This is a genomic window from Sinorhizobium arboris LMG 14919 (assembly GCF_000427465.1).
GTDB classification, from domain to species: domain Bacteria; phylum Pseudomonadota; class Alphaproteobacteria; order Rhizobiales; family Rhizobiaceae; genus Sinorhizobium; species Sinorhizobium arboris.
This window is the reverse complement of record NZ_KE386497.1, coordinates 341,129-361,706: the sequence shown is the minus strand read 5'-3', so window position 1 is coordinate 361,706 and position 20,578 is coordinate 341,129. Positions and strand designations below refer to the sequence as shown.

16 protein-coding genes and 5 pseudogenes are annotated in these 20,578 nt (G+C 59.4%); 6 read left to right on the top strand and 15 right to left on the bottom strand.

Annotated features, from left to right (window positions below; all coding sequences use genetic code 11):
• Window positions 1-1,083 (bottom strand): hydrogenase small subunit, encoded by a 1,083-nt coding sequence (locus SINAR_RS0130580; protein ID WP_028002578.1) that lies wholly within the window; start codon window positions 1,081-1,083, stop codon window positions 1-3.
• 185 nt (window positions 1,084-1,268) lie between these two features.
• On the opposite strand from SINAR_RS0130580, the pseudogene SINAR_RS1000000138000 reads away from it, so the two are divergent.
• From SINAR_RS1000000138000 to SINAR_RS0130565, 4 genes and pseudogenes are all read left to right on the top strand, one after another.
• Window positions 1,269-1,581: pseudogene (locus tag SINAR_RS1000000138000) on the top strand (nucleotidyltransferase family protein); the annotation flags it as partial.
• A gap of 306 nt (window positions 1,582-1,887) precedes the next feature.
• Entirely contained in the window at window positions 1,888-2,163 is a 276-nt protein-coding gene (locus SINAR_RS0130575) for a hypothetical protein (RefSeq protein WP_028002577.1), read from the top strand.
• A gap of 113 nt (window positions 2,164-2,276) precedes the next feature.
• Entirely contained in the window at window positions 2,277-3,014 is a 738-nt protein-coding gene (locus tag SINAR_RS0130570) for a response regulator transcription factor (RefSeq protein ID WP_028002576.1), read from the top strand.
• On the top strand, window positions 3,011-4,198 hold the full coding sequence (locus SINAR_RS0130565) for an EAL domain-containing response regulator (RefSeq protein ID WP_028002575.1): 1,188 nt from the start codon (window positions 3,011-3,013) through the stop codon (window positions 4,196-4,198). The genes SINAR_RS0130570 and SINAR_RS0130565 overlap by 4 nt, the downstream gene beginning before the upstream one ends.
• Window positions 4,199-4,273: 75 nt before the next feature.
• Here SINAR_RS0130565 and SINAR_RS01000000134270 read toward each other — a convergent pair whose 3' ends face one another.
• The 5 genes from SINAR_RS01000000134270 to SINAR_RS0130530 form a co-directional block, all read right to left on the bottom strand.
• Complete coding sequence (locus tag SINAR_RS01000000134270) at window positions 4,274-6,592, bottom strand: PAS domain-containing hybrid sensor histidine kinase/response regulator (protein ID WP_050577621.1); 2,319 nt, start codon at window positions 6,590-6,592, stop codon at window positions 4,274-4,276.
• Between the two features lie 951 nt (window positions 6,593-7,543).
• Complete coding sequence (locus SINAR_RS0130550) at window positions 7,544-7,735, bottom strand: Y4oE-related protein (protein ID WP_028002574.1); 192 nt, start codon at window positions 7,733-7,735, stop codon at window positions 7,544-7,546.
• 61 nt (window positions 7,736-7,796) lie between these two features.
• Window positions 7,797-8,255 carry a Ros/MucR family transcriptional regulator gene (locus SINAR_RS0130545; protein WP_028002573.1) on the bottom strand — a complete coding sequence of 153 codons (459 nt, stop codon included), beginning with the start codon at window positions 8,253-8,255 and terminating at the stop codon, window positions 7,797-7,799.
• 1,133 nt (window positions 8,256-9,388) lie between these two features.
• Window positions 9,389-10,117: an MIP family channel protein gene (locus SINAR_RS01000000134265; RefSeq protein ID WP_050577620.1), complete on the bottom strand. Its 729-nt coding sequence runs from the start codon at window positions 10,115-10,117 to the stop codon at window positions 9,389-9,391.
• Window positions 10,114-10,335 carry a hypothetical protein gene (locus tag SINAR_RS0130530; protein WP_150852052.1) on the bottom strand — a complete coding sequence of 74 codons (222 nt, stop codon included), beginning with the start codon at window positions 10,333-10,335 and terminating at the stop codon, window positions 10,114-10,116. The genes SINAR_RS01000000134265 and SINAR_RS0130530 overlap by 4 nt, the downstream gene beginning before the upstream one ends.
• A 399-nt stretch (window positions 10,336-10,734) precedes the next feature.
• Here SINAR_RS0130530 and SINAR_RS1000000136995 point away from each other — a divergent pair, with 399 nt between their 5' ends.
• Window positions 10,735-11,163 carry a hypothetical protein gene (locus SINAR_RS1000000136995; RefSeq protein WP_150824049.1) on the top strand — a complete coding sequence of 143 codons (429 nt, stop codon included), beginning with the start codon at window positions 10,735-10,737 and terminating at the stop codon, window positions 11,161-11,163.
• Between the two features lie 421 nt (window positions 11,164-11,584).
• Here SINAR_RS1000000136995 and SINAR_RS0130520 read toward each other — a convergent pair whose 3' ends face one another.
• From SINAR_RS0130520 to SINAR_RS1000000137995, 3 genes and pseudogenes are all read right to left on the bottom strand, one after another.
• A complete protein-coding gene (locus SINAR_RS0130520; protein ID WP_028002570.1) occupies window positions 11,585-12,442 on the bottom strand; it encodes a sterol desaturase family protein in 858 nt (285 codons plus the stop codon).
• Between the two features lie 718 nt (window positions 12,443-13,160).
• Entirely contained in the window at window positions 13,161-13,661 is a 501-nt protein-coding gene (locus SINAR_RS0130515) for an NUDIX hydrolase (protein WP_028002569.1), read from the bottom strand.
• Window positions 13,651-13,930 (bottom strand): annotated as a pseudogene (locus SINAR_RS1000000137995) (Na/Pi cotransporter family protein); the annotation flags it as partial. The pseudogene SINAR_RS1000000137995 and the gene SINAR_RS0130515, both read right to left, overlap by 11 nt.
• A 374-nt stretch (window positions 13,931-14,304) precedes the next feature.
• On the opposite strand from SINAR_RS1000000137995, the pseudogene SINAR_RS1000000138585 reads away from it, so the two are divergent.
• A pseudogene (locus SINAR_RS1000000138585) lies at window positions 14,305-14,637 on the top strand (hypothetical protein); the annotation flags it as partial.
• A gap of 67 nt (window positions 14,638-14,704) precedes the next feature.
• Here SINAR_RS1000000138585 and SINAR_RS0130505 read toward each other — a convergent pair.
• The 6 genes and pseudogenes from SINAR_RS0130505 to SINAR_RS0130460 all read right to left on the bottom strand — a co-directional run bounded on the left by SINAR_RS0130505 (window position 14,705) and on the right by SINAR_RS0130460 (window position 20,537).
• Window positions 14,705-15,967 carry a type II toxin-antitoxin system HipA family toxin gene (locus SINAR_RS0130505; protein ID WP_028002567.1) on the bottom strand — a complete coding sequence of 421 codons (1,263 nt, stop codon included), beginning with the start codon at window positions 15,965-15,967 and terminating at the stop codon, window positions 14,705-14,707.
• Window positions 15,964-16,194 carry a helix-turn-helix transcriptional regulator gene (locus SINAR_RS0130500; protein ID WP_028002566.1) on the bottom strand — a complete coding sequence of 77 codons (231 nt, stop codon included), beginning with the start codon at window positions 16,192-16,194 and terminating at the stop codon, window positions 15,964-15,966. The genes SINAR_RS0130505 and SINAR_RS0130500 overlap by 4 nt, the downstream gene beginning before the upstream one ends.
• 290 nt (window positions 16,195-16,484) lie before the next feature.
• A pseudogene (locus SINAR_RS1000000136105) lies at window positions 16,485-16,854 on the bottom strand (type 2 isopentenyl-diphosphate Delta-isomerase); the annotation flags it as partial.
• 79 nt (window positions 16,855-16,933) lie between these two features.
• Window positions 16,934-17,836 carry a terpene synthase family protein gene (locus SINAR_RS0130485; RefSeq protein WP_028002564.1) on the bottom strand — a complete coding sequence of 301 codons (903 nt, stop codon included), beginning with the start codon at window positions 17,834-17,836 and terminating at the stop codon, window positions 16,934-16,936.
• A pseudogene (locus SINAR_RS01000000134260) lies at window positions 17,833-19,384 on the bottom strand (hypothetical protein). Before SINAR_RS01000000134260 ends, SINAR_RS0130485 begins: the two are co-directional and overlap by 4 nt.
• Before the next feature lie 145 nt (window positions 19,385-19,529).
• On the bottom strand, window positions 19,530-20,537 hold the full coding sequence (locus SINAR_RS0130460; RefSeq protein WP_209439320.1) for a polyprenyl synthetase family protein: 1,008 nt from the start codon (window positions 20,535-20,537) through the stop codon (window positions 19,530-19,532).
• Window positions 20,538-20,578: the final 41 nt, after the last annotated feature.

Here is a 20,578-nt window from a genome sequence, read left to right as displayed (position 1 = left end):
TTAGGCGCCGGCTTTTTCGCGCTTGCTGGCGACGCGCTTGACGGCAGACACGGCGGCATGCGCGGCGATCGCGCCGCCCACGATGCCCGCCGCGGTCAACCCGACCTTGTCGGCATTCGCCTCGATCCCGAACTGATGGAGGTTGGTCAGCCGGTCATAGAAGCTGCCATTGTCCCAGAAGCCGTCTTCCGAACAGCCGATGCAGCCGTGGCCCGACTGGATCGGGAACGAGACGCCACCGTTCCAGCGGACAGTGGAACAGGCATTGTAGGTTGTCGGACCCTTGCAGCCCATCCTGTAGAGGCAGTACCCCTTGCGCGCACCCTCGTCGTCCCACTCCTCGACGAACTGGCCGGCGTCGAAATGCGGGCGCCGGTAGCACTTGTCGTGAATGCGCTGCGAATAGAACATCTTCGGTCGCCCCTGCCGGTCGAGTTCCGGCAGCTTTCCGAAGGTGGTGATGAAGGTGACGACGCCGGTCATAACCTCAGCGATCGGCGGACAGCCGGGAACTTTGATGATCGGCTTGTCGAGAATGACCTTGTCGATCGGCGTTGCCTGGGTCGGATTGGGTTTGGCGGCCTGCACGCAGCCCCAGGAGGCGCAGGTACCCCAGGCGATGATGGCAAACGCGTCCTCGGCCATCCATTTCAGCTTCTCGACGAAGGGCCGTCCGCCGTCGATGCAGAACATGCCGTCCTCGTTGAGCGGCGGATTGCCCTCGACGGCGAGGACGAACTTGCCCTTGTACTTCTCCTTGGTCTCTTCGAGGATCGCCTCGGCCTGATGGCCGGCGGCCGCCATGATCGTATCATCATAGTCGAGCGAGATCATCGACAGGACCACGTCCTTGACCAACGGATGGGCCGAGCGGATGAAGCTCTCCGAACAGCATGTGCATTCGAGGCCGTGCATCCAGATGACGGGCACGCGTTCCTTGGTCTCCAGCGCCATCGCCATTGCCCTCGCCGCTCCCGACCCGAAGCCGAGGCTCGCGGCCGTCAAGCTGCAGAACTTGGTAAAACTGCGCCGGGTAATCCCCTGGCGACGAATGACGTCATAAAAGGTCTCGGCAGCTGCCATGTTGCTCCTCTAGCAATCCAATCCCCATCACACCGCCCGGATGGACATCGGGGGAGTCTGTCAGGAATGTTCGCAGCAAGAAGCGGGCCAGTTCTGAATCCCGAGGCCTACTTTCCTCCTGTACCTCCGAAAATTTCCGGGCTGGTTATACCTTTCTTCAAAAAAGGTATAACGACGCAGTCATGCTGAAGCCGATCGATCTCATGTATCAGACGATGCTCGCGGAGCTGGGACAGCGTTCGCTCGACGCGGCATGGTCCGTCCACTTTCCCCCGGATGGTCGCTTCACTCCTGTCACGGTGAAGCAGCGACGGTACTGGTACTTCGACCAGCCTGACGGCGAAGGCGGTCGCATGATGTCGCTAAGTCGGTCCTGCGAACGATCCCGAAGTTGCAAAGCGTGTCGAGGAGTTCAAAGCGCAAAAGGCTGATCTTCGGGCATGGCGTCGAATAGTCTCCACCCTCACCCGCGAAGGCGGGATGGCCGCGCCGGAATCCAGCGCGCCTCTCAGCGTCAATGTCCAATGCACCTCTTTTACCCTTTTTAACGGTTTCGAAGTCCCGAGTTAACCGCGCGGATGACACTAACGGGCTAGCTCTTCTCTCTCGCAATCGGCGTCTGAGATCAGCGACTGTCTCCAAAACGGGTCATCGCTCATGATTGTTACCGCTCCCCGGAGCCGCCTTCACTCTACCTATCTATCTCGCGTGGCGGCCGAAGTCAGAACACGTGTGCAACTAAAGAGAAGTTGTCGTTTCATAGTACGGCTGGTCTATCCGGCGAGGGCCTTGCGGAATCTGACAATGATTAAGGCGGTCGTTGTGCAGATATCTGAAAGCGGTGCCCGAATAAGGACAAGCTATTCTGCAGTTCCAGATCACTTTTATGTCGTGCTCGGAAACTACGAATACTTTATGGGAGCAACTGTATTTCACCGCTCAAAGGATGAAATTGAGGTGGAGTTCATCAAACCGCAGCCTTCTCGTTTTGTTAACGTTCTTTCGCGTGTCCAGTTTCCACTCGCGACTATTCATGATCTGAAGAGCGTTCTTGAGGCCGACCAGTACCGCTTGTCGTGACCTTCAGCCGATATTGCCGCGCCGAGGACGCGGCTGATGCTTCCTCGCGGGAGGGAGCATTTCGGAGAGTGTGGGGTTTGTGAGTTTCGGCTAGGTCGCGGGAGTCTGATGCGTTGGACATCCTATTGGTTGAAGACGATGATCTGGTCGCAAAAACGATCATCCACTCCTGGCCAGTGCCGGGAGACAATATCCATTTGCTTTCAAGCTATAAGCGGTGCCTGCGGACGATACACAGCGCGGAGATTAATTTCTTTGACGGTGCGATCGTTGACGTAAATTTGCCGGACGGGAACGGGCTGGAGATACTCCGCACGGTCAGGAGGCACTCGGATATCCCTCTGATCTTGATTTCAGGCATAGGAAGCCCAGAGAGTCGGGCAACCGCGTTGGATGCGGGCGCCGACGATTATGTAATGAAGCCGTTTTCGGTTCGTGAACTCCAGGCTCGCCTCACCCGCGTTGTGGCAAAATCGGGGAGCAAGCGCTTCGCGGTTCCTCCGGGCGAGTTGGCGATTGGAAGCGTTTGTTGCGACTTGACTACGAGGGCCCTAATCTGCCGCGGCAAAACCCTGCCCCTTACCGATCTCGAAACCCGTTTGCTGTCAGAACTCAACAGAAACCTCGGACGGGCCTGCAGCAAATCGCAGCTTTCCAAGCATGCTTGCTTCCGGGAGTATGACCCGCGCGACAAGACGCTGGATGTGTACATCGCAAGATTGAGAAGAAAGATCGGTGAGTTGGATTCGAACAGTGTGGAGTATGTGCAGACGGTTCGTGGAGTCGGATATCGTTTACTTACGTCAATGGGGACGACTGCTACGTCAAACACGCCGAAATCCAAAGAATGAGGTTCAAGGTGAAGGCGGTAATTGTTGATGACGACCAGGAGATCTGCGAGCTTCTGCAATTCCAACTGCAGCACCTCGGAGTTGAGGCCCGTGCAGTTACAAAAGCTAGCGACGTGCTCGATGCTGTGAAGCAGGAGAGCCCCGATATTGTGTTTGTCGACATGTCTCTCGGTGAAGCCGATGGAGTTGATGTTTTCCATATTCTCCGGGACATCCGCTTTATGGGGGCTCTCGTCATAGTCAGCGGTCATCCTGAAAGCGTGCTTCGTCACGCGAGGGATGTTGCCCTTCGCCTCGGGCTGGATGCAAAGGCGCCACTGAAAAAGCCATTCCGGCTGCAAGATTTGAGACGTGTTCTAGACGAGGCGAGCAGGGGCCCATCGGCGAATTTCCCGCGCGTTTTGAAACCATGTCCCGAGGGGCTCTTACGCGAGGGGATTCGGAAGAATTGGCTCGAATTCGGGTTTCAGCCGAAGGTTGAGCTCAAGACTGGATGCCTCAGGGGGGCAGAGTGCCTGGCTCGAATTAGGCACCCCAGCGCAGGTCTGCTCTTTCCCGGTCAGTTCTTGCCCTCGGCTGACGACGACGATCTTCATGAACTCACCGTCAGGGCCGCGGAGGCCGCGGCAAAAGCCGCATCACTCGATTTAGGGGACGGTGTGCCGCTCCGTTTCTCGATAAATGTTTCCACCCGAAGCATGCAGCCGGCATTGATTTTGCAACTCAAAAAGGTTCGTGATGGCGCGGTTAGGCCCGTTGACCTGATCTTGGAGATCACCGAAAGCGACCTTGGTGGTGATAGTTCGGTCTGCCAAGCATTTGCAACACGCGCTGTCTTGCATGGCTTCAAGATTTCAATCGATGATTTCGGTTGCGGTTACGCCACCTTTGAACGGCTGCGGCGTACACCCTTCTCTGAACTCAAGTTGGATCGATCTGTCGTAGCTGGATGTTCAGGCGACCGCGCTTTGAGAAATATCTGCGTTGCGACCATCCAGTTGGCCCACGGCTTTGACGCACTCGCAGTTGCTGAAGGCGTCGAGACTCAGGAGGATGCCGCCGTTCTTGCCGAGATTGGGTGTGACATCGCGCAAGGTTATCTCTTTGCACCCGCATTGCCTCTGGAGGAATTTGCGGCATACGTTCGATCCCCCATTGAAGCCCGTTACAAGACAAAATCGTAGTGCAGTCTCCACGCAAATCCTTAATCTGTGCAATCTGCTCCCCGTGATATTGGGGAGCACAAGTCCGAACCGCGTTCACAAACAACCTTGCACTCTCTTGCCTTCAAGCATCAGGCGCACCTTTGCAGCCAATTCCCTTGGTCGGTAAGGCTTGCTTAAAAAGTGGAGCCCAGGATCGAGCCCACCTTGATGAATTATGGCGTTGTCTGTGTATCCGGAAGTAAACAATACAGGTATTTTTGGTCGAATCCTGCGAGCTTCCTCCGCCAGCTGACCTCCATTCAGACCACCTGGCATGATTACGTCGGTGAACAGAAGGTCGATGTCAGCGATGTCTCGCAGAATGTCCAGAGCCTCTTGACCGTTTCTAGCGGAAATGACCTGGTAACCAAGATTTTCGAGCTGCGCCGCTACATAGTTCAGGACCAGCTCATTGTCCTCTACTAGAAGAATCTTCTCCGTGCCTTGGGGCAGTGCGGCCTTCTCCGGACTCGATCTCGTCTCTTTCTCGCCCCGAACGGCTCTCGGAAGGTAAACCTTGACTGTCGTTCCTTGGCCGGGCTCCGAGTAGATCTTGACATGCCCGTTCGACTGTTTGGTGAAACCAAAGACCATGCTGAGGCCGAGGCCGCTCCCCTTCCCAGTCTCCTTGGTTGTAAAGAATGGCTCGAAGACGCGCGCGAGGATGTGGGGTTCCATCCCAGTCCCTGTGTCAGAGATGGCTACTACCACGTATTGACCGGGAGCAATGTCCGAGTTCCAATCCGCATAGTGTTGATCGAGAGAAAGATTTCCGGTTTCAATCGTCAAACGTCCGCCGCGCGGCATCGCGTCGCGCGCATTAAGGCAAAGGTTCAGGATCGCAGCCTCAAGCTCGGACGCATCAACAAACGCATTCCAGAGGCCGGCTGACTGGATGAATTCGATTTCTATGTCTTCGGAAAGTGCTCGCCGCAGCAGACCGTCCATATCCTTCAGTAGCGAATTGAGATCGACCACTTGCGGCTCGAGAGCCTGCCGGCGCGCGAAGGCGAGCAGCCGATGTACGAGGTCAGCACCTCGTTGAGCGGCAGCTGAGGTCATTTCCGCAAGGCGGCGAAGGCTCTTGTCCTCGCTCAGCCGTTCGGCGAGAACCTCCGCGTTGCCCAAGATGACCGTTAGAAGATTATTGAAGTCATGCGCTACGCCGCCCGTCAGCTGCCCCACGGCCTCAAGCTTTTGAGCCTGCCTCAATTGCTCCTCAATCGCCAGGCGCCTCGTTATGTCCGAGTTGATCGAGAGGATGGATTGCGGACCAGCAGCACTGTCACCCATCAACGAGCAGCGAGCCTCTACGGTAATGCGGCTTTCGTCCCTGCGCCGTTGCACGATCTCGCCGCTCCATTCCCCAGTCGCCACGACAACGGCGACGTAAGCGAGGGGATTGGATTCATCGCTGTAAAGCAGTTGTCCAAGCGATTTCCCGACTGCTTCTTCCGCCGTCCACCCGTAGATCCGCTCTGCGCCCTTATTCCAGAACAGAATTCTATGGTCGATGTCATGCACGATAATCGCATCCCGAGCCATGTCGAGAAGCGCCGCCTGTTGCGCAAGCTTATCTTCCGCTGCCTTGCGTGCTGAAACATCACTCATACCACCTACGCATCGGACCGGCTTTCCATGGCGGTCGTAGATGATGTGTGCAGTATCCTCGACGTATGCAATCGAGCCATCGCCACGAAAGAACCTGTATTGATCCTCCCATGTTTGTTCCATGGAATCCATCGCCGCTTGAGTGGAACGTAATACACGCTCTAGATCGTCCGGATGAGTGTGCGTCTTCCAAAATTCAAGATTGCGACGGCTTTCTTCGGGAGAGTGGCCGAATACTGCCTTGAGGCCTTCGCTCCACCAGATAGTATTGGTAACAACGTTCCAATCCCAAATCACGTCCGCAGTTACGTTTGAGACTGCGCGGAACAACTCCTCGCTTTCACGCATCTTCTGTTCAGCAGCCAGACGCTCGGTGACATCCAAGGCCATAATCAGCCTCGCACTTCGGCCTTCGAAGTCGAAGGCATGGGACGATATCTCTGCGAAGATGATCCGGCCGCCCTTGAGGCGATGCCGCCAGATGCTTGGCTGCTCGAGATCGTGGCGCCCGTTGGTTACACTTTCTAACAAGGCGGGCACATCTTCGGGTGGAAGAATGTCCCTGATGGTCATCTTAAGAAGATCCTCCCGAGAGTACCCGTAGCGGGCAACGGCAGCGTTGTTTACCATCAGGAAACGGAAGGTTTCGGTATCGTATACCCACATGGGTTGTGGGTGAGAATCGAATAGCTGTACGTAGTATGATTCACTTTGTTGCGGGGCGCTGCGGTTATCATGAGTTATTATGGTGGGTTGTACCATCGCGATCACACCAAGTTCATCTGCAGGTTAGGGCCTCCAGCCATCAAGCTTTGGCGGCTTCATGTCGGCGATCCTTACATCGGCGTCGAGATCGATGTGCGAGCCCATACATCTCGATCGGATTGAGCCGTCCGACAAGGTACCGGTAGGCTTTCGATGACCGTGTCCAGGAATTCGCGGGTCGAGCGCAGTTCGCCTTCGGGCCGCTTCGACCACAGCGGCAGAGACCGTCTGTTGTTTACGTCGTGTCCGTCTGCAGTCGTTTTCCCCGACATGACGGCGGCTCCTCCCTTACGACTGTTACCCTATTCACACGCACTTGCACACCAAATGTTAGAAGTCGTGAAGATGGTGCAACATCCAGATGGAAGCATCGTTAATTTCGAAATGGAGATCTCGATTGAAACACGTTGGAAAATGATCCTCTCGCGCCCAGGCGCGCACCCCACGCCTTATGGTGCTATCCGACGCGCTTGTTTTGGCGCTATCCGCGGTCGCGCCGGCCCAGTGCTGGTGGGTGAATGCTGTCGGGCGAATGACGGGACGTTTGTGCAATCCTGTTGGCGCACTGGCTGAGTAGGTCACTGTCTCCGCCGTGTGGAATGGCGGTCGGCCCATCTATTCCAGCTCTCACAGATGGCCACCCGTCCGATGATGCCGGGACGTTCCAAGAGGATTTTCAGTGTCCTGATGACATCGGCCGCGCCCACCAGGGAGTCCCTGACCTCTTCGGCCGAAAGGTCGCGAGCGCATTCCGAAGGTATCCGGAGATCGGATCAGAGCGTCTCGTGCACGATGAGCCTCTACAGCGCCCGCTTGTTCGCGCGAGTCGCGGATAGTGTCTATCGCGCGGTCAAAGAGCGACTTATCTACATAGTGTGTGAGTGCGAGCATTCGGGCAATCGGCCCGTGGCTCGCCGAGCACTCGCCCAACAACTGGGCAGTCGAATGTCAAGCCCAACCCAAGTGCTTGCGCTTCGCCAGCTTCAGGAAAAGTCCAAACCAGAAGCGGTACTCTGGCGTGTCCACGCCGCGGTACGCTTCGAGAGCGCGGTAGGCGACCGAGGTGGTGGCGTCTTTGCCGTGCTCAGCCATCGCTGCGTCGATAGCATCTTCTTCAGTCAGATCTCGCCATTCGATCATTAGCTGTCCTTTCTTCGCCGGCATGCTCTCTTTTGCGATCCGCCAAGCTCGGGCACCTTCATCAGCCGAACTTCAGGCCCTTCTTCTTGCGAACAGCGGGCATCGATGCGGGTTTCCTTCCCAGCCCCGTCGCGCGTGCGAGTTCCGAGCGCTGTCGAGTATAGTTCGGAGCTGTCATCGGGTAGTCGGCTGGAAGCTTCCACTTTTGGCGATACTGCTCCGGCGTCAGACCGAACTTTGCCATCAGGTGTCGCCTGAGAGATTTGAATTTCTTGCCATCCTCCAGGCAGATGATGAAATCGTCTGTCACGGATTTCTTGATCGGGACTGCGGGGCGTTGCTCTTCGGCGGAGGGCTCGGTTTTGGATGGTCGATAACCCCCATCCAGCGAGTCGTAGGTTTGCTGAATAAGATCGGGGAGCTCGGCGGCGGAAATGACATTGCGGCTCAAATAGGCGGACACGATGCGGCTGGTGAGCTCAAGTCTCCGTTCCGTTATATCTGGGCGCATTTCCGTCAATGATCTTCTCCGAAGCATGTCACTAATTGTAATTGATCCATGTAAAGAGCAGGTATTTCGGTCGGAAGGAAGGCGGGATGAGAGAAAGATGCTGATTATCGACAGCTTTTGCGGTCCTCTGTTCTCGTTTGCGATGGCGAAACGGTTCGGGCCTCGACAGCGGCTCCGGCTTTCCGTCGTGGTCGCCTCGCATCCCCTGACTTCATCGGTATGAGGTATGCTGCAGGATCTCGTCTGCGCAGCCCTCGCCGGCGAGATAGGCATTTACTTTAGAGGCTCAAGGGGTGCGGTGGCGGCCCGCACGCTCGCGTCTGGCGTGCCAAGAAAAGGAGGCGCCGGATCGCTTGCCGCTCATCCTTAGACATGCCGGCGGCGTCCAGGTCCGGATTCGGCGCCCGGCTTCTTCGTCGATGAGTCGTTCTCCTATGAGCGCCATGATAGAACGGGGCAGGGGAGGTCCTGTCCGCTATGTGCTGTAGCGGACAGGACGCACATCCGAGAGATGATGCGCCGGCCGAGAAGCTGACTGCGAAGGATGGGCTTCGTTCGTGGCCACGTGGATAACAGGTTGAGCAGGACTGCAGCGGCCCCGCAGCGATCAGGCGCCGCGATGATTGCGCGATATGCGCAAAGGTCATCCGGCGTACCGGTAGCCGGCTCGGTAGAAAAAGACACCGGCGAGGCTGACGAAACACACGAGCGCCGGCACGACACGCTCATCGACAGTCCCGGCAGACGGTGTCCGATACCGTTCACGCCTTGTACAAGGAAGAACTCTTCTGTTCCGAGGATCGCTCGCCGCACCTGGCGTCGGCCAGTTGCCAAATGGTTGACATTAGACGTGGGACCGGACGATGCAGGGCAGGCTGGAAACCTACGTCCAGTTTTTCGCACTCGCGAACCGGGCAAGCCGGACGGTTGGATTAACGATGCCGGGTTTGGTCGCAAATCGAACGTTCGCACGTGTTCTGTTCCGCGATCTTGATGCCGTCCGCGATGTGCCGTCGAACTGCCGTGCAGCAACGGCCAGGCGGAAGGCCAGATCAACCGTTTCTAGATCGGGGGAAATGGAGTGCCGTTTCACCCGGAAAACATCAATAACCGGTTTAACGACAAAAGTTTGTGGACAAGCCTTACTTGGTTGGGACAGCGACATGGTGGGCAGTGCAATTGAGCTTGCGTGGGCGGCGTGACAGTCCAGGGGCGAGGGCTCCACTCAACTGAAGGAGACCCGCCGCAGCGCCGCCAAGCATGGGAGCGAGGATATAGAGCCAGAGTTGATCGACTGCGGCTTCTCCTGCGAAGAGCGCCGGACCGAGAGAGCGGGCCGGGTTCACGGAAGAACCGGAAACCGTGATGCCGGCAAGATGGATCGCGACCAGGGTAAGGCCGATCGCCAACCCGGCAAGCGCGCCAGCGCCGCCCTCTGCCGTGCTGCTGAGCACTACGGTCACGAACAGGAACGTGGCAACGAACTCGAACAGGAACGCAGAGGACACCCCGTAGGCTGCCCAGCCGTTCTGAGCGAAACCGTTTACGGCGATATCGAAGCCACCGACTTTATCCGTTGCTATGAGGTAAAGCACGCCTGCCGCCGCGATCGCTCCGACGCACTGGGCAGCGACGTAGACGACGAAGTCACCCGGTCCAAGTCGCCGTGACACGAGGAAACCGAGGCTGACGGCTGGGTTGAGATGCGCGCCGGAGATTGGGCCGACCGTATAGGCCATCGCCACAACCGACAAGCCGAAAGCGAGAGCGATGCCCACCAGCCCCACCTCCGAACGCATGAAGAGCATCGTGCCGCAGCCGAAGAAAACGAGTGCGAAGGTTCCGACGAATTCGCAAATATACTTGTTCATGTTCGCTCCGTTACCTGAATTTGCGTGATGGTCTGTGTTGTAATCCCGGAGCATTCGATACTCCGCTGCTCGGCCGAGCTTTCGGCGTCACCGACACTGTTTCCCAGCGTCGTGGAAATGACGCGCGCAGCACCGATAATTCCCGCATCGTGCATTTTCTTGAACTCCCTGGGTCGGCGTAACAACCAAAGTCGCTGTTTGCCGACGAAATCTGTCACTATCACTTCGAGACCGCCGGCACCGTGCTGCAATCGAGTTCTGAGGATTTCCAGGCACATTGCGTGCCAAATGGGAAAACTGTTTAATAACAACGCGATCAATTCGATGGCGCTTTGTCCAGTATCCGACAGGATCGAGAATTCTACAGTGAACGACTGATCGCCCGTTGCACGGCACGAAGAGACTAAGTTGCAACTTCAGCCGAACGACGCAGCGGTACGGATCGAACTACCTATGTTGAAACGTGACCGGCCTCACGGTCACTTCGGCATTCTTAACCATCAACGACGCTGTTTGCTTTGTCGCATCGACGAAAAGGTGGCGGGAATTGCGCCAGATCAATGCGCGTTCAGAGAGTGTAGCTGAGATTCGAAGAGTTGGCGCAAAGGAGGAACGCCATGACACGCCCCCAAAATTGGAGGTCCGCATTCGCAGCAGCTCTTGATCGAGCACTGAAACCTGCTGTTTCGCCCGGCGATCCGGCGAAGGCGGCACCGCAAGCCACCGGGCTAAGAGATGATCCACGGCCGGCCGGGAGTGAGCCGGGAGAACCCCATCTTTTGCTGATGCGGATGGAGGCGCTCCAGCTCAATCCCACCCGAGTCAAAGCCTTGATGCCAGCCGACTTTCGCGTGCTGGCCCACGTTTGTGACTATTGTCAAGACAAGGTGAGGTGCGAACGTGATCTTCTCTACGCAGCCGGCAAAGCTGTTAGCTGGGAGAATTACTGTCCGAATGTCTATCGGTTGGAAGCGATGGGTTTGCTTCAAACAGTTCGCCCGCAGTCGACGGGGCGCGGCGTCGGCGGCCGCCAAGAGCCTGCGTGAGTCCGCCTGAGAACCTCTTGGGCCCGGTCCAGTACCGAAGGGTCATCCTGAACTATGCGGATTGCCCGTTTGAAGTGCCGTGCCCTGCAATCCCGCGCTTCATGGCGGCTAGCGTCGGTCCTGACCATAACCTCCACATGCAGTCGGGCACGCGTGGACGAACCGGCCGAGGCGTGAGAGTTTCGGCGCACGCTGCACCATCAACTTGACGGTGTCGGCTGTGCCAGCGTTAGAGAGTCCGCTCCAAAGCGAGCATGTAGTGTGCCGCCGACGGAAACTTTTCTGCTTGTGTTGCACCACCACAGTCCTGCCTATCCGCTATTTTAAGTGAGAGGCTTGCCCGGCGTATGAGGGAGCTGTTCCATACGGATGCTTGTCTTGATGGTCTTCCGACCTCGACGAAGCGTAAACCTCCACTCGTTCAATCGCCAGCCTCTACACCACTTCCAACTTTAGGTCTCTGCCAGCGACGTCGATCAAATGGGAACATAACGTAATCGCGCGCGGTGAGCGGCTCGGGCTGGTCTCGGAGGCCAACTTCCGGCCACTCATTCTTACTTGGCCAGTATGCCGTTCGAAAAACGGTGTCCCAGATGGTTGTAAAAAACCCATAGTTCCGGCGCCGGTGGTGCGCTTCCAACGAGTGGTGGATGCGGTGGAACTTATTGTCGCCAATGATGTATCGAAGCGGCCCAAGATTGATGCGGGTGCTGGAGTGCGAAAGATGGGCCTGAAAGGTGATCAGTGTCATGGCAACAACGGGCACTACGCCAGATTCGAAGTGGAACAGCCTGAGTGGTAGTGCTACCAACGCTGCGTAAACGAGTGGCTCGGAAATGTGATGATGGCAATTCCATGCCGTCAATTCGCGGATCGAGTGGTGAGTAGCGTGCATGCGCCAGAGGAGCGGAACAGCATGCTGTGCGCGGTGCATCCAGTAGTAAAAGAAGTCGCCGACAATCGCGACTAGAACGCCTGAAAGGACAGCCAATCCAGTATTGATGATTGCGTTGTCAGAGTGAAGCAACGTACCGAAATTGATCGTTACGAGCGGCTGTACCCCTAGCCAGCCCAAGCTCACAGCGAAGAGGTGCCAGACAAACGCTCCGAATCCGAGGCGAATAATCCAATTCCGCACACCGCGAACGTATGAGGCAAAACTGTATCGATAGGCCGGAAAGGTTAGCTCCAGCGCGGCGCAAAGGGTAGCGAAGATCACAACCAGCTCAAACGCGTTCACGAAGAGCTGGATCATCTGATTAACATCGAGAACGTGCATTTGTTTGCTCCGGCAAAACGTTCAAATGCTCCAACCTGAAGTCGGAGTGACTCTCATCAACGTGGTCGTCTTCGTCAGGAGGGCGAGTCCCATTGTTATGAATCTCCAGCGCGGCGCGATAAAATTCGGGTCGGCATCGGGTCGGTGTCCTCGCAGAAGCCATGAGTTGCATATAGCCGCGTGATGGAATTTCCTTTCAGTGACGGTGATCATTCCGACGGCACAGCGGCGCACCGCGAGGATGTGCTATGCGGCATTTTCGCAGATCGGTAAAATCAGTTGTTTGGATGAGACCCATCCGTGTCCCAAATGGTTGGAGGAGCCGAGAGACTTCGTGGAGCGGTACCCTTAATTACCCTATCTCCTCGTTACAGCTCTCTCCGCGACCACGCGCCAGACTGTCGGATTTGTCGGGTCCGCAACACGGCGATGTTCGGCGGACTGTGCCGCCGCATTCTCATTGAAGCCGTTAAATAACGGCGATTAGAGCCTCGGCGGTTGTCGATATTGTTGTCGCCGATCAAGGAGGATGACGTTTCCTGTTCCAAGTCGCACACTGGCGGCATCAGCTGCGAAGACGGTCGAAGACCATTGCCTCGCGTCGTCAGCTGTTGAATTTCGTCAATAGTCCTGAGACCGCGCGTGCGACGAACATCGTCAACAAAATCTGGAGATGTTTAGTCTCTCTAGCGGTAGGAACATCATGCAAGCGCGGCCTTCAGGCCTTTTTGTAAAGCTTCCGGATCCCTCGAAGAAGCCTCTTGAGTTCGGGTTCGTCGACTGCGCAGGCTGCCTCCTCTGGCGAGAACCACTGAAGCTCGCGTTGCCCCATCTCCGGATAGTCTTGTTCGAGCTCTGAGACATTTAGCAAGTGAACCTGGACGAGGGCGGGCGCTGCTCCTGGTCCCCTCAGTTTCTTGACATAGGTGTAGTGCCCGACAGGTTTCTTTTTCACCTGCCCCCGAACCCCGGCTTCTTCCCACGCTTCTTGTCGGGCAACCTCATGCGGCTTTTTCCTGGGCATACGGCAACCTTTGGGGATGACCCACCGGCGACTGCCTCGGCTGGTGATAAGCAGAACTTGAATGTCGTTCTCTGCCTTCGGATTCGGCCTCACGCACACCGCGCCGTATTGGGCGATGACCTTATCCTTCAAGCGCTGGTCAGGTACCTTCATCAGCTCGGACGGAGCGGAACGGGTCGTGTTATCAGTCGGCATCACGCCTCCTGCTTTCGATCAGCAAACGCCTCTCGTCGAGTGTGTGTGACGGAGACGATATGGGTGTTGATGCGGTTGAGGTTGCGCAGCATGTCGAGATAGCGCGAACTTGTCTGCAACCTGTCGACGCGACCGTCGCGCCGGAGTTCCAGATGTTGCTCCGCCGATTGTTTCCTCATCCGGCGAACCCCGACCACACACACCTTCACCCTCATCAACTAGTTGGCGGGATTGAAGTCGCAGGTGACTAAGATCGTCAGGGCGATCCGCTGCGACATGATCCCAGCAGTCCTCCTGAAGTTCTAGATGCGTCTTCGGGAGTCAGTTCGGTCACCCCATAGGCTATCTCTTGGTTTTCATTTTTGGCTCCTGTTTAGCGCTGAAACGATCAGCAGTGCGCTCGTCGGTAGCTGCTCTGACGCCGCGCGAAGAGAGAGGTTCAAGAAGCATGCCAACTGCACAGCAAGAGCCGTCCTGGCATGATATTTAACGGCTTCAATGAGAATGCGGCGGTCGGCCCGGCCAACAACAGCGTGTCGCAGACACGACAAACCCGACAGTCTGGGCGACGCGGTGCGGAGCCGGCGATTCGACTCGGTCAGCGCACGCTACGAGAGCTGTAACGAGGAGATACGCCCTCACGGACCATATTCCATCCGAACACTGGCGCGGTGCGTTCGTCGTGCCTCCCGTTGCAGCGACCGAACTTCGGCGGAAGCCCTTAGCGACGATGGAGGATGGCGGTTCTCGCGACTCCGCCGCGCGCGTGCCTCGCGAAATCGACCGCGTCCGCGACGAAAGCGGCGCACCGAAGATGAGACGCGGCATCCCGATCTGGCCTCCGGAAAGGCGTGGCCTATTTTTGTGCCCGATCCCAACGTGGAAGACAGCGGCTGGTTCATCAAATGCTTGGGCCGGCAGTACGGACGACGCAGAGGTCGGGCGGGGATGCGCTGCCGAAGTGTTGGATGTATAGCTAATCTGATCGCGGAATTCGGTTGGTAGTGAAACAACGCCTTTTAGGGTTGCACTCCGCAGTTCTGCTAAATCGACAACCCGACGAGTTTGGTGCGGCCGGCGATCAAGTCCGCAAAGTGATTTATCGCAGCGGAATCGATGCAGAGGTTTGGGAGGTCTTGCAATACTCTCGCTACTGCTTCAGCAGTGGAGTCGACCAAGTCTGTAATTCGGCGGCGTACCAAAGGTAAACCAACTCCGGCTTCCTTTGCAAAAGCCTGCCATCCATCCGCGTCCATCTCGGCAAGCGTGGCACGTTTCCCGATCCTCATGGCCATCTTCGGTGAAAGGTCTGGATAGGCGACCGTAGAAAGCAGATCGTACAGCGGAGCCAATCTCGGTCCATGATCGTCGTAGAGGATCGAGAAATTCTTGCCGTGGGCGTCGGCGTTTCCGACAACCAGGTTGAAGATTGCGGCGTCCAACAGCTTCAACACATCTGTAGCGGGGCGCGCTGATACTCGCCGCAACAGCTCAAAACAGTCCTTGAATGTCGGCCCGCCTTCGCTGGCGTATTTCGTTTCAGGAGGCACGCCTAGCGCCTGGCAAAAATCTTCCTGGTGTATGCGGCGCACGACGCCGCTGGCATCGCGGACACGGTCATATCTTTCGACCAGAAGAAACGAGCGTCCTTCCGCAGACCGCGGTTTGACGGGGGCGACGTCTAGCCCGATTGTGGCGCCGAGCTTCATAACGAAGGCTTCGTTTTCGGTCGTCCCTGGGAAGCGCGCGATCGGCGGCTTAAGTATGTGCGTGGTCGCCTGGCCGGGAAGCGGAAGCGCGATCCGCCCGTCAATCAGAACAACTGGCACTTTCGATTGCGCGCCGGCCAACGATAGTCTCAAGCCTTCCTCGCCGGCCAGTAGCGGCCGCCTAGGAAGTGCGTCTAGCACGCGAACGATTCCTGCGTCGTCCAGAGGCATCGGCTGCTGGTCCGCAATCGGTCCTGTCTCTATGGGTTCCTGATCGTGCGGCAAGAGTTGAAGAGCGCCGGCAACATCGCCGCCCAAGCGATCGAGTAGCGCGAAATCATTTGCAGGTGAGACGCCCAATGCTTGCGCTGCAACCAGGCGCTGGCTTTCTTCGGGCAGCAGGCCGCCAAAAAATGGTCTGCATTCACGACGCGAAAAACGCTCCGGGCGCTTCGGGAGGGAGGCTGAAAGCGGAAGTGTGCTTTCATCATCAATCCAGGCTTCAGCGTAGGCGAAGCCGATATCGCCGTGGCGATCCTGGGTGAATTGCCCGACAATTCGACCATCCCACCAGACGTTGAGAACCCTTGCCGTCATTGTCTGCGTTCACCAGGGGCCAGAATATCGATCGAACAGCCGAGCGTTTGCAGAACCTGCAAGACTTTTCCTATCTGAGCTGTCGGCTTGCCCGCCTCGAGATCGACAATGAACCGGAGCCCGACGCCAGCAACGCCGGCAAGTTCGTCCTGCCGCAAGTTTTGCTCCTTGCGTGCACTTCGGACCAGGGCGCCGATATCAGATGGAGTTTGTACCCGTTTCGCCATTAGTATTTCCCGCTCGGGAAAATAGCAGCATACTTGGGGCTCTGTCGAGATCAATTTTCCCGAACGGGAAAATTAACGCGGCGGGGTGATATCTTGGGCAAATAAATTCCCGAACGGTAAACTTTATACAAGGTTGGCTCCTGAATTCTTCGAATTCGGCAGGCTCTGAGTCCCAACCCATCGTAAGCAGTTCCTCGTCACGGTTAGAGATGGAAGCGGATCAAGGTGCGATCTGCTGCATGGCTGAGTCTTCATGGCGATGTGAACCGAATAATGTGGGCTGTCGCCTTCGGCATCGCTTGAGGCCGCCGCTTGAGGCTTCGGCTTAGTCCGAGATGACGGTGACGTCTCCGAAGCCGCGATACCCTCGCTGCGGACCGACGCACAGGGCGATCCCCAAGGCTTGCGCTGCCTCGCTCAGATGCCGGTTGATGGCCTCGGCGCGTGGCATACGGCCGGTCATGGAGCTGATCAGCAGCGGCGCGCGCACGGTCTTGCCCAGCAGCTAGGCGCACAGGTCGATCTGCGTCAGGTCGGGCATGCGCAGTGTTCGAAACGGATGTACTCCCAGCCGGCGGCGACCGTGGCGGGCGCCGTTCGCCGATCCAGCACGATGTCCAGATGGTCGTCCTTGCGCCGGCTCAGGGCGATGTCGCTCATGCTCGCTCCATCCGTCGCATCGGGCGCCGTTGCGTCGGATCGGACCGATGGCAGCGTGCGCCCGCCGCCTCCCGCGCGTTCAGGCCGGCGCACGCTGGCCTTCCCCCGCAGCGTCGCTGCGGTAGCGGCTGGTCGAGGTCTGGTAGTACTGCGCGCGGATGGCGGCCATGGCCTCGATCAAGGATCCCCACGGCGCGGGAAATCGTTCTTCCGCCATCACCCGGTGCAGCATGCGCGTATGGCCGGCCAGCTCGTCGTTGAGGAACTCCACCACAGGCATAGCCGGATAGCGCTGCAGCAGCAGGATCGCAGCGTTGTCGGCCTCGCCGGCCGACCTGTCCTTGTCGCGTCCATGCAGATCGTTCTGCAGGCGCCCTATCGCGGAGATGAGCCGCAGGACCTGGCGAAACGCCGGACGCGCACGCAAGGTCGCCATGCCCAGCCCCCACAGCAACGACAGGCAACAGAACACGTTCGCGTAGGCGATCGAATCGACGCCGTTGTGCAGATACTCGGCGTAGGACCAGCGTTCCGCCCCTGCCGCCTGCGCGTGTCCGGCGCGCAGCGCCGCGCAATAGCACCGGGTATCGTCGAGAAGCTGATCATACTCGCGACGATCGTAGGCGAGCGCGGCGAGCGAAGCGCGCAGCACAGCGCAGCCCTCGAATCCGGGGAGAGCGCACGGCACGCCCTGTCCCAGCGCCTGCTCCACCGCGGCAAGCTGCTCCGGCGCGATCAGGCCAAGGTCGTTGCAATCGTCGAGCCAGAACAGCAGCGCCAGTTCGCGATAGAACGCCACGATCAGCGTTTCGTCCTGCGGATCGCGGCCGGTGCGGGCGCTGGTGTCGCGCAGGCTCCGGTGGATGCGCTGCAGGATGTACTGGCCGCCCCTGACCGCTTCCACGGCATGCTCGTCGGCGAACCCGGTCAGGGAACGCCCCCACTCCAGCACCTGCTGCAGCGCGCGCTCGGTCTGGATCATGGCGCCGCTCCTGCTCCCTCGGCCAGAACGCGCCGCCCCCAATGAAGCGCCAGCCACAACCCGGCGAGTTCGGCCACGCGCACGACCCGGGTGGGGCAATACAGTTCCTTGCCGATCCACAGCGGCATCTGCGGCAATGCATGCGCGGCATGGCGGGCGAGCATCCACTCCAGCGCACGCGCCACCGCCTGCGCGATGCGCCGGCGCCCCGTCGGCTCTTCGCTCCCGTCCATCACGTGCAACGCGAACAGCGCATAGGCGGTTTCCTCGAATGTGGACGCGCGACCGGCGCCCCAGCCGCCGTCGTCGCGCTGCGCCTGCAGCAGCGCCGCCAGCGCGCGCTCGTCGCGCCACTGGGGCTTGCCTTGTGCCAGCGCAGCGACCGCATGCGCGGTGGGATACAGCCACGAAACGTGCCATTTTTCGTTGTCCCATAGACCGTGCGGGTTGCGATTGGCCTCGACGTAGGCGCTGGTGCCAGCGGCGGGGCTTTCCCAACAGTCGCAACGCATGCAGGGCATGGATGTTGGTCGACACCGACGCGTTGCGCTCGCCGGGGAAGGTGACGAACAGCTCGCCGATTTCGAAATGGCGCAACGCATCGACCGCCGGTTCGCGGCCCGCGAGGCGCAGGACGCATAACGCGACGGCGGTGTCGTCCCCATCGGCCGCGAAGTGCAAGGCCGGGCCCAGACCGCGCACGCCCAGGCGGGCATCGAGCTGCGCGACGATCACGCGCACCGCCTCGGCGAGCGCGGGATGCGCGAACAGCCCGGCCAGATGCAGGGTGTACAGCGACCAGCATGGCTCGAACACATTGATTGGCCAGACGTTGGGAACGACACCTTCGATGCCGCTGCGCGTCGCCCGCGATGCCGCCTGCAGATACGCGTCGGCGCGCCCGAGCTGCGGTGTGCTCCCCTTTCTCACGGCGTGCGCACGCCACGCGGCGGTGGCCGCCGGACTGATGCCGATGCTGCCGTCGTCATCCGGACACGCGGTGGTCGGCGACGTCCCCCAGGCTTCCCAGGAGTGCAGCAACGGATGGCCGCTCGGCAACGTCGCCACCGCCCCCAGCTTGACCAGGCACGCTTGCCGCAACGGCAACAGCGCCGGGTGGCGCGGAAACGCCACGCCGCCCGGCAAGGATGCGGCCTCGCCGCACAACTGCGGCAGGATCAGCTCCGCGCCGATCGGCGCGTCTTCCGGCACCGCATGCGCGTAGGGATCGGGCTGGCGCTCGAGGAACCGGGTTGCAGCCTGGACTGCGTCGGCAGCGCCGGGAAGAGGGTCGGCACGCTGCAATGCCAGCAACGCCGCCCACGTGGGCGCATGGCGGAACAGCGGGAAGTCCGCGCTTCCCCACCCGCCATCGGCCTGTTGCTGTGCGATCAGCCACGCGTATGCGTCCTGCCGACCGGTGACGTTGCCGTGGAACTGCAGAGTTCGCGCCGTGTCGTAGACGGACGGACCGACGCTGCCGCCGTCGCTCATCCCGCTCAGCAGGTGGCGCAATTCGGAAAGGATCTGTTCGGACAGCGCGTTCACGCGGGATGTTCCTTCTGCAGACGGTTGACGAGAACCAGGATCAGGCAGACGCCGACGCACGTCGGCGCGGACTCGGACACAGTGCAGCATGCACCGCTGCCGCTGGCCGGTCGCAGCGGCACTGGGACCATGCGGACGGGCGCGCTCATGCGCATGGCGCGTGCTTGAACAGATACGCGTTGGCCCGCTGCAGCATCTGCGCCAACCGTTCCGCACGCGGCCCCAGCGGGGCGAGGGCCTCCCCGGCGTCGCGCAACAGATCCAGCGCGAACTGGCGCGCTGCCTGCACCCCCATGATCGACGCGCAGGTCGGCTTCTGCGCCGCCGCGTCCTTGCCGGAGGTCTTGCCCAGCGTCACGGTATCCGCTGTCGCGTCTAGAATGTCGTCGACCACCTGCAACGCCAGGCCGAAACAGGCGCCGTAGCGATCGAGCGCACAGTACAGCGCAGCGTGCGCGGCATCCTCCGCGACGGCGCATAGCGCGCCCATGCGAACGGACGCGCGCACCAGCGCTCCGCTCTTCATCCGGTGCATCGCCACGATCCTGTCCAGCTCGACGTGCTTTCCGACCAGCGACAGATCCATGGCCTGCCCGCCCGCAGCACCCTCGGCGGACACCGCCTGCGCCAGTTCGCGCACGAGCGCGATACGATTGTCGCCCGGCGCATCCAGGCTCGCCAGGGTCAGGAAGGCGTGCGCCTGCAGCGCATCGCCGACCAGGATCGCAGTGGCTTCGCCGAACTTGACGTGCACGGTCGGAAGGCCGCGGCGAAGCACGTCGTCGTCCATCGCGGGCAGGTCGTCGTGGACCAGGGTACAAGCGTGCATCATCTCGATGGCGGCGCCGACGTCGTCGAGCATGTGCGCCGGCGTGTCGGCCAGCGTGCCGGCAGCCAGACAGAGCAAGGCGCGGGTGCGCTTCGCGCCATGCAAGGTGGCGTAGCGCATCGCCGCCATCAGCTCGGTCTCACCGTCGTCTTCGGCGCAGAGAAGACGCGCCAGCGCCTGTTCGACCCGCTTTGCGCCGTCCTGCATCCAGATCTCCGTCAGCAGCCTGCCGGATGCGCCGCGCGCCCGCGCGCCCATTCCGCCGAGGGCGGAAACGTCAGTTCGGTCGTCGTGGGGCGTGATACCGGTCTGCACGTTGTTCATGTCCTTGTACCTGACAGGAGACGGCCACGACGAGCGGCGAG